This is a genomic window from Streptomyces sp. 8K308 (genome assembly GCF_004348315.1).
Lineage (GTDB): Bacteria > Actinomycetota > Actinomycetes > Streptomycetales > Streptomycetaceae > Streptomyces.
Genome location: NZ_SMKC01000333.1, coordinates 1 through 7,545, shown reverse-complemented (window position 1 = coordinate 7,545; position 7,545 = coordinate 1). Strand labels below are relative to the sequence as shown.

Below are 7,545 nucleotides of genomic sequence, written 5' to 3'. Positions count from 1 at the left end.
AGCACACAGCCCCTCCACCGGGCCCCCGGACCGGACCGGGCCGGCCCGGACCGGTCCGGTCCGGGGCGTGCCCCGGAAGGAGGCAGAAGGGGGCGCATAGCGCGGAGACGCCCCCCGGGCCGTAGGCCCGGGGGGCGTCTGAGCCGCGCGTAGCGCGGTGGCCGGGCCTCCGGCCGGAACCGGGCTGATGCGTGCTTGGGAGCCGATGCCCCGCGAGGACCGCGGGTGCGGGCCGCGCGGCGCGGGGACGCCCACCCCGCCTCCGGCGGGCGCGCGCCGAAGGCAGGCCCGCGGGCCGCGCGCAGCGCGGGGGCCGGGGAGGAAACCCGCAGGGCCTACCGTTAGGCTGTCGCCTCTGGCTCCGGGGCGAACTCGTCGGCGTGCTCGCCCGTCACCAGGTAGACGACGCGGCGCGCGATCGACACCGCGTGGTCGGCGAAGCGCTCGTAGTAGCGGCCGAGCAGCGTCACGTCCACCGCCGTCTCGATCCCGTGGTGCCAGCGGTCGTCGAGCAGGTGGCTGAAGAGCGTCCGGTGCAGCGAGTCCATCTCGTCGTCGTCCTGCTCGAGCTGCATCGCCAGGTCGACGTCCTTGGTGATCAGCACCTCGGTCGCCTTGGCCATCAGCCGCTGCGCCAGATGGCCCATCTCCAGGATCGTGGCCGAGAGATCCCGCGGCACCGCCGAGTCCGGGAACCGCAGCCGCGCGACCTTCGCCACGTGCTGTGCCAGGTCGCCGCACCGCTCCAGGTCCGCGCTCATCCGCAGGCTGGTGACGACGATCCGCAGGTCCGTGGCGACCGGCTGCTGCCGCGCGAGCAGCGCGATGGCCGAGTTCTCCAGGTCGCGGTGCATGTCGTCGACCTTCGCGTCGGCCTCTATCACGCTCTCCGCGAGCTTCAGGTCGGCGTCCAGCATCGCCGTGGTCGCCCGACCGATCGCCGAACCGACAAACCGCGCCATTTCGACCAGGTTGTCGCTGATCGCGTCGAGTTCCTCGTGGTATGCGTCACGCATGACCTCTTGTCCTTCCTCCGCCCGCCTTGCAATGTCCGTCTCAAGCTCTGCTCGTAAAGCGGCTGTTTCCGCCCCGTCAAGTGAATCATCGCTGTCGGCAAGGTGAACTCTCGCGGGCGGCCGGAAGAGCATCTTCAGTCACACCTGTGGCCAGCGGGCAAGCCCCGCATAACCTGAGGATATGGACGTGAACGCGGCGGTCGCCGCAGTGGCAGCGATAGCCGGTCTCTGCACCGGCGTGGTTGCCATGCTGGCATTCCGCCTGAGCGAGCGCGAACGCACCAGGGCGCCGCGCGCTGCCCAGCAGGCCGAGGCCGTTCTGCCCCCCGGCGTGGACACCGTGCTGTCCGTGCTCCGCTCCTCGGCCGTCGTCCTCGACGAGCACGACGGCGTCGTCAAGGCCAGTTCCGCCGCCTACGCCCTCGGTCTGGTGCGCGGGGGCAGGCTCGCCGTCGAGCCGATGCTGAAGATGGCTCGCGACACCCGCCGCGACGGCGAGATACGGCAACTGGAGCTCGACCTGCCCAGGCGCGGCAAGCTCGGCCGCGCCGACGTCCTCGCCGTCTCCGCCCGCTCCGCGCCGCTCGGCGCCCGCCTGGTGCTGCTGCTGGTCGAGGACCTGACCGAGGCCCGCCGCATCGAGGCCGTCCGCCGCGACTTCGTGGCCAACGTCAGCCACGAGCTCAAGACCCCGGCCGGCGCACTCTCACTGCTCTCCGAGGCCGTGCTCGACGCGGCGGACGACCCCGAGGCCGTCACCCGCTTCGCCGGCCGGATGCAGAACGAGGCCACCCGGCTCACCAACCTCATCCAGGAGCTGATCGACCTCTCCCGGGTACAGGACAACGACATGCTCACCGCCGCCGAGCTGGTCCCCGTCGAGGAGCTGGTCACCGAGGCCCTCGACCGCTGCCGCCAGCACGCCGGCAGCAAGCACATCACCATCGCCTCGGGCGGCACGGCGGGGCTCAGCGTCTGGGGCAACCGCAGCCAGCTCGCCGCCGCCCTCGGCAACCTGGTGGAGAACGCGGTCAACTACAGCCCGCCCCACACCAGGGTCGCCATCGCCGGCTCCCAGGTCTCGGCACCGGGCGGCGACCTGGTCGAGATCGCCGTGACCGACCAGGGCATCGGCATCCCGGAGACCGACCGGGAGCGCATCTTCGAGCGCTTCTACCGCGTCGACCCGGCCCGCTCCCGCCAGACCGGCGGCACCGGCCTCGGGCTCGCGATCGTCAAGCATGTGGCAGCCTCGCATGGCGGGGAAGTCATGGTGTGGAGCGCTGAAGGCCAGGGCTCCACCTTCACCCTGCGGCTGCCGGAGCCCGGCAGCGCGCGGGAACGCCATCTGGCCGCCCGACGCAAGCGCGAAGGGTTCGGTGGCACCCTGCACGAACCGGCCGAGTTCCCCGACAGCGTGGACGCTGACGGGGCGACGGAGCCGGACCACACCACCCGCACCAACGAAACTGCCCGGGAGGTCCTCCCGTGACCCGAGTGCTCGTAGTCGAGGACGAGGAGTCTTTCAGCGACGCTCTGTCGTACATGCTCCGTAAGGAGGGCTTCGAGGTCGCCACGGCGGCCACGGGCCCCGAGGGGCTGGACGAGTTCGAGCGCAACGGCGCCGACCTGGTGCTGCTCGACCTCATGCTGCCGGGCCTGCCCGGCACGGAGGTCTGCCGCCAGCTCCGGGGCCGGTCGAACGTGCCGGTCATCATGGTGACCGCAAAGGACAGCGAGATCGACAAGGTGGTCGGCCTGGAGATAGGGGCCGACGACTACGTGACCAAGCCGTTCTCCTCCCGCGAGCTGGTGGCGCGCATCCGCGCGGTGCTGCGCCGCAGGGGGGAGTCCGAGGAGGAGAGCCCGGCCGCCCTTGAGGCGGGCCCGGTCAGGATGGACGTCGACCGGCACGTGGTCACCGTCTCCGGCCGGAAGGTGGACCTGCCGCTCAAGGAGTTCGACCTGCTGGCGATGCTGCTGCGCAACGCCGGACGGGTGCTCACCAGGATGCAGCTCATCGACCGGGTCTGGGGTGCGGACTACGTGGGGGACACCAAGACCCTCGACGTCCATGTCAAGCGCCTGCGGGCCAAGATCGAGCCGGACCCGGGCACCCCGCGCTACCTGGTCACGGTGCGTGGCCTCGGCTACAAGTTCGAGCCGTAACCACGCGTCGTAGCCATGCGGCGACCACGAGGGCGGGTGGGGAGCATCCCACCCGCCCTCACGTCACTGCTGCCGGGTCAGAGGTCGGTCGACGCGTCGTCGTCCAACTCGTCGTCCTCGACGACCTCGCCGCCGGCGCCCTCGACCGTGCCCTCCGTGGCACCCTCGGCGGTCTCGCCCGCCTCGCCGGCCCCCTCGGCCGTGCCGTCGGTCGTGCCCTCGGCGGTGCCGGCCGCCGGGTCCTCGCCGGTCGCGCCCTCGACGGTCTCACCCGTCCCGCCGGTCTCACCCGTTTCACCGGCCCCGGCGGTCTCGCCGCCCTCGCCCGTTCCGTCGCCCGCGGCGTCGTCACCGGTGCCGGCCGCGCCCCCGGTGGCCTCCGGCGCGGCGGGAGCCGTCGGGGTGGGGGCCCAGTCGCTGTAGTACTCGAACCCGGCGGTCTCCGGCGACACCACGCGGGCGAAGAGCTCGATGTCGCCGGTGTCGCTCAGCACGAAGACCAGGTGCTGGGCGTTGCCGAGCGCGACCTGGGCCGCCTCGGGGTCGGCGATGATCGCCTCCGCGTTGCCCTCGCCGCCCAGCACGACGCTGCCGTGCCGGGGGACCACCACGCTGCTCTCGCCGTCCGCCGGGACGAGCTCGGCCCGCACGTCGGAGCCGGGCAGGTTGATGGACTCCAGGGTCTGGTCCTCGGAGCCGGTGTTGAACAGCCGGGCGGTGACGCCGGCGGGGCCGGAGCCGTCGTCCGTCATGACGACGTTGACGTTCTGCACCTTGATGTCGTCGACCTGGGCGTAGGCGTTGTCCGGCTTGATCTGGCTCGTTCCGGCGTGCTGCCCGGCACCGCAGGCCGCGGTCAGCGCGGCGATCGAGAACGTGAAGACGGCGGCGGTCACGCCGCGTCGAAGGCTGCTGCTCACGGCGGCCGCATCTCCTCGAACGGTCAGGATGATCTATCGGCCTCAGGGTACCGACCGCTGTTCCGCCGGCCACAACCGGCCCACGGAAGGGAACGCGGGGTAAAGCGCGGACATTGCCCTCATGGGTCGGCGGGGCGATCAGCGGGTGATCACGGAGTGATCAACAGCCGACCGGTTGATCAATTCTTCGACGCCTGGACTGACGCCCGAGACCATTCTGCCAACCGGGACAAAACGGACAGCTTTCCGGCTTCCGTGGAAGTTCTTTGTGTTCTTCCGGGCGTTCTTGGGATGACTTCTCCGGCCGGTAAACCCGGCTCCCACCTGCGCATACCTCCCGTTCCGCGCCTGCCGAAGCATGCCGGAGCCGCGCTTGTCAACCCCCGAGATATGGCCTGACCTGCGAAAACGTCATTCAAAGGGTCGTCTTCCCGTGTTAGCATGGAGAGCCACGGAAGGGGTACCTGTCACATGACGTTCAAGGTTGGCGACACCGTGGTCTATCCCCATCACGGGGCCGCGACGATCGAGGCCATCGAAACTCGCCCGATTAAAGGCGTGGACAAGATCTACTTGGTACTGAAGGTCGCCCAGGGTGACCTTGAGGTGCGTGTGCCGGCGGAAAACGCCGAGCTCGTCGGCGTGCGCGATGTGGTCGGGCAGGACGGCCTGGACCGGGTCTTCGAGGTGCTGCGCGCGCCTTATGCCGAGGAGCCGACCAACTGGTCCCGCCGCTACAAGGCCAATCTCGAAAAGCTGGCCTCCGGTGACGTCATCAAGGTGGCCGAGGTCGTTCGGGACCTGTGGCGCCGCGAGCGTGAGCGGGGCCTCTCGGCCGGCGAGAAGCGGATGCTCGCGAAGGCGCGGCAGATCCTGGTCAGCGAGCTGGCCCTCGCCGAGGCGACCAACGAGGATAAGGCCGAATCCCTGCTGGACGAGGTTCTCGCCTCGTGACCCGCCGGCCTCGCTGACGCTGACCCGCGGCTGATGCCAAGACGCGTCTGCCAAGGCGCCTCGGCGATATCCGGTGACACCACAGACAGACATGCGACAGAAGGCCGCGGCGAGCGCGAACCGCCCGTGTCGCCGGCCCCACACCGCAGCGCCCGAAAGGCATTCCCCCTGCCACGCGGGCGCTGTGGCATGTTCAGACGATCGTTCGCATCGCCGCGGAAGCCTTCGCGGGAACTCCGGACTCTCTGGCCGGATTCTCTCGAAGGGGCCCGCGGCATGGGAGCGTGCCGGGTCCGTAATGCTGGGCCGACCGGTATGTCACGGAAGGGTCCGATCGTGTGGCCCCGGCACGCTCAGGCCATACCCAACCCCGCCCTGCAAACAAACCTGCACTCGTCACCCATGACCGACATCACACTCCGCCGCGCCGGGCTCGCGCCCGCAGCGGCTGTCATCCCCGCCGCCGGGCGCGGCCTCCGGCTCGGCCCGGGCGCCCCCAAGGCGCTGCGGCAACTCGGCGGCACGCCGATGCTGGTGCACGCGGTTCGCGCCATGGCGCGGGCCAGGGCCGTCGCCCTGGTCGTGGTCGTCGCCCCACCGGGCGAGGCCGAGGCCGTGCGCTCCCTGCTCGACGAGCACCCGCCGCCGCCCGGCGTCGACCAGCTGGTGGTTCCCGGCGGCGAGACCCGCCAGGAATCGGTCCGCCGCGGCCTCGACGCCCTGCCGGACGCCATCGAGATCGTCCTCGTCCACGACGCCGCCCGTCCGTTGGTGCCCGTCGACACGGTGGACGCCGTCGCGGCCGCCGTGCGCGCCGGCGCTCCCGCGGTCGTGCCGGCGCTGCCCGTCACCGACACCGTCAAGCAGATCGCCGCCCCGAGCGACCCTCCCCCAGCTAACGCTGGGAGGTACCCCCAGGGCGGCCCGGAGCCGGTGGTGGCCACCCCGGACCGCGCGCTGCTGCGCGCCGTGCAGACCCCGCAGGGCTTCGACCGCGCCACCCTGGTCGCCGCCCACCTGAAGCACGCCGAGGGGGACGCGACCGACGACGCCGGCATGGTCGAGCGGATGGGCGTCCCCGTGGTGCTGGTGCCGGGCCACGAGGAGGCGTTCAAGGTGACCCGCCCCCTCGACCTGGTGCTGGCCGAGGCGGTGCTCGCGCGGCGAAGGAAGAACGATGGCTACTGAGAGCCCCGCGCTGCCGCGCGTTGGCGTGGGCACGGACGTCCACGCCTTCGAGGCCGGCCGCGAACTGTGGTGCGCCGGCCTGCACTGGCCGGACGCCGGCTTCGGCCTCGCCGGCCACTCGGACGGCGACGTCGCCGCGCACGCGGCGTGCGACGCGCTCTTCTCGGCGGCCGGCCTCGGGGACCTCGGCGCGCACTTCGGCACGGACCGCCCCGAGTGGGCCGGCGCCTCCGGTGTCACGCTGCTCACCGAGGCGGCCCGCATCGTTCGGGCCGAGGGCTTCGCGATCGGCAACGTCGCGATCCAGGTCATCGGCGTCCGCCCCAAGATCGGCAAGCGGCGGGCCGAGGCCCAACGCGTCCTCTCCGAGGCGGTCGGGGCACCCGTCTCCGTCTCTGGCACCACGACCGACGGCCTTGGCCTGACCGGCCGAGCGGAGGGCCTGGCGGCCATCGCCACGGCCATCGTCACGTGACCGCGTGACCGCTGCGCGCTTGGCGTCGGCCGCGCCGCGCCCACCCACACGCCCTTTGGTGGGTGGCCTCGCGCGGCCCGGCGGCGCAGCCGCCACGGGCCTGGCCCGCGCACCCGCACTGCGCAGGCGCACCGCGCGGTAGCGCCGCCGCCTCCTCGCGCGAGGCGCGAGAAGGGGCCGGGGGCGGAGGCCGGTCCACCCGGCCTCCGGCGTGCCCGCACAGTGCGCGGGGCGCCCGGGCACACGACCGACGGCGGAGCCGCCGAGGCCGCCCGCGCGCAGTGCGGAAAGGGCGCGTGGGTTCTGGTCTGGGACCGGGCGCTGTGCGAGATTCGACGACCGGACCGGTCGAGCGCGCGAACGCAAGCGAAACGCGCGCCAGCGAACCGCTAAGCGAAAGGACGCACTCGTGTCAGCCACGCTCCCCGACCCACTCAAGGCGTTTCTCGACGGCAAGGCATTCGTCACCATCGCGACCATCCAGCCCGACGGCAGCTCCCAGCTCTCCCCGGTCTGGGTCAAGCGGGACGGCGATGACCTGCTGATCTCGACCACCCGGGGGCGGCGCAAGGAGCTGAACATCCGCCGCGACCCGCGCGTCACCGTGCTGGCGCAGCCCGCCGACCAGCCCTACAGCTACGCCGAGATCCGCGGCACCGCGACGCTGACGGAGGAGGGCGGGCAGGAGTTGATCAACGAGCTGTCGCTGAAGTACACGGGCAAGCCGTACGCCGAGTTCAACCCCGCATCGGCCCAGGACGCGCCCCGCGTCGTCGTCCGGGTCTCAGCCCGCAAGATCGTCGGCCAGGGCCTCGCCTGACGC

8 protein-coding genes are annotated in these 7,545 nt (G+C 71.9%); 6 read left to right on the top strand and 2 right to left on the bottom strand.

What is annotated here, in order from left to right; all coding sequences use genetic code 11:
• Window positions 1-341: 341 nt before the first annotated feature.
• Window positions 342-1,016 (bottom strand): phosphate signaling complex protein PhoU, encoded by a 675-nt coding sequence (gene phoU / locus E1265_RS30225; protein WP_132934163.1) that lies wholly within the window; start codon window positions 1,014-1,016, stop codon window positions 342-344.
• A 181-nt stretch (window positions 1,017-1,197) separates the two neighbouring features.
• Here phoU and E1265_RS30220 point away from each other — a divergent pair, with 181 nt between their 5' ends.
• Window positions 1,198-2,508, top strand: coding sequence for an ATP-binding protein (locus E1265_RS30220; protein WP_132934162.1), 1,311 nt, complete (start codon window positions 1,198-1,200; stop codon window positions 2,506-2,508).
• Window positions 2,505-3,185: a response regulator transcription factor gene (locus tag E1265_RS30215; RefSeq protein WP_132821217.1), complete on the top strand. Its 681-nt coding sequence runs from the start codon at window positions 2,505-2,507 to the stop codon at window positions 3,183-3,185. Before E1265_RS30220 ends, E1265_RS30215 begins: the two co-directional genes overlap by 4 nt.
• A 77-nt stretch (window positions 3,186-3,262) precedes the next feature.
• Here E1265_RS30215 and E1265_RS30210 read toward each other — a convergent pair whose 3' ends face one another.
• Window positions 3,263-4,105 (bottom strand): DUF461 domain-containing protein, encoded by an 843-nt coding sequence (locus E1265_RS30210; RefSeq protein WP_207931267.1) that lies wholly within the window; start codon window positions 4,103-4,105, stop codon window positions 3,263-3,265.
• 471 nt (window positions 4,106-4,576) lie between these two features.
• On the opposite strand from E1265_RS30210, the gene E1265_RS30205 reads away from it, so the two are divergent.
• From E1265_RS30205 to E1265_RS30190, 4 genes are all read left to right on the top strand, one after another.
• Window positions 4,577-5,059 carry a CarD family transcriptional regulator gene (locus tag E1265_RS30205; RefSeq protein WP_129841803.1) on the top strand — a complete coding sequence of 161 codons (483 nt, stop codon included), beginning with the start codon at window positions 4,577-4,579 and terminating at the stop codon, window positions 5,057-5,059.
• A 402-nt stretch (window positions 5,060-5,461) separates the two neighbouring features.
• The gene (ispD, locus tag E1265_RS30200) at window positions 5,462-6,247 is read left to right on the top strand and encodes a 2-C-methyl-D-erythritol 4-phosphate cytidylyltransferase (protein WP_132934161.1); all 786 of its coding nucleotides are present in this window, start codon (window positions 5,462-5,464) and stop codon (window positions 6,245-6,247) included.
• Window positions 6,237-6,722 (top strand): 2-C-methyl-D-erythritol 2,4-cyclodiphosphate synthase, encoded by a 486-nt coding sequence (gene ispF / locus E1265_RS30195; RefSeq protein WP_132934160.1) that lies wholly within the window; start codon window positions 6,237-6,239, stop codon window positions 6,720-6,722. The genes ispD and ispF overlap by 11 nt, the downstream gene beginning before the upstream one ends.
• Before the next feature lie 409 nt (window positions 6,723-7,131).
• Window positions 7,132-7,542, top strand: coding sequence for a PPOX class F420-dependent oxidoreductase (locus tag E1265_RS30190; protein ID WP_132934159.1), 411 nt, complete (start codon window positions 7,132-7,134; stop codon window positions 7,540-7,542).
• Window positions 7,543-7,545: the final 3 nt, after the last annotated feature.

Coding starts and splice junctions, on each gene's coding strand:
- phoU (WP_132934163.1), bottom strand. CDS start 1,016: ATGCGTGACGCATACCACGAGGAACTCGACGCGATCAGCGACAACCTG.
- E1265_RS30220 (WP_132934162.1), top strand. CDS start 1,198: ATGGACGTGAACGCGGCGGTCGCCGCAGTGGCAGCGATAGCCGGTCTC.
- E1265_RS30205 (WP_129841803.1), top strand. CDS start 4,577: ATGACGTTCAAGGTTGGCGACACCGTGGTCTATCCCCATCACGGGGCC.
- ispD (WP_132934161.1), top strand. CDS start 5,462: ATGACCGACATCACACTCCGCCGCGCCGGGCTCGCGCCCGCAGCGGCT.
- ispF (WP_132934160.1), top strand. CDS start 6,237: ATGGCTACTGAGAGCCCCGCGCTGCCGCGCGTTGGCGTGGGCACGGAC.